The organism is Proteus genomosp. 6, from assembly GCF_040139785.1.
Taxonomy (GTDB): domain Bacteria; phylum Pseudomonadota; class Gammaproteobacteria; order Enterobacterales; family Enterobacteriaceae; genus Proteus.
This window is the reverse complement of record NZ_JBEEVJ010000055.1, coordinates 1-675: the sequence shown is the minus strand read 5'-3', so window position 1 is coordinate 675 and position 675 is coordinate 1. Positions and strand designations below refer to the sequence as shown.

General features: G+C 41.0%; 1 protein-coding gene. It reads left to right on the top strand.

Annotated features, from left to right (window positions below; genetic code table 11):
• A partial coding sequence (locus ABN212_RS18960; protein ID WP_349443574.1) for a C40 family peptidase occupies positions 1–675 on the top strand: 675 nt, incomplete at both ends.

Below are 675 nucleotides of genomic sequence, written 5' to 3'. Positions count from 1 at the left end.
GAAAATACGAGAGGCGATATTTTCTCATGCAAAAAAGGAATATCCCAAAGAAGCATGTGGCGTTATCGTACAAAAATACAGAGTAAAGACGTATTTACCTTGTGTAAATGTAGCTACAACACCTCAAGAGCACTTCGTTATTTCTCCCCAAGAATATGCATTATGTGAAGACCAAGGCGTCGTTATTGGTATTGTTCATAGTCATCCAGATGCTACGACTCAGCCTTCTGAGTTAGATCAGGCTCAATGTGATGCGCTGGGTATCCCTTGGTATATTGTCAGTTACCCCGAGGGGGATTTTCGTGAAATTCTTCCTCGAGGCGAACTTCCTCTTATTGGCCGTCCATTTGTGCTTGGTTTTACGGATTGCTGGGGCCTAATAATGAGTTATTTTAAGCAAACACATAATATTGTATTACCTGATTATCGTGTTGATTATCCGTGGTGGGAGCAAGGTGAAGATCGCTATATGGATAATTGGCAAGAAGCGGGATTTGTAAAAGTAGAAGGTGAACCACAAGTAGGCGATATGGTTGTTATGCAGGTTCAATCCAATGTTGCAAATCATGCTGGTATTATTCTGGATGATGGCATGTTATTACATCACCTTTATGGGCGATTAAGCCAACGAGTTCCTTATGGTGGTTATTGGCGTGATCGCACAGTTATAATATT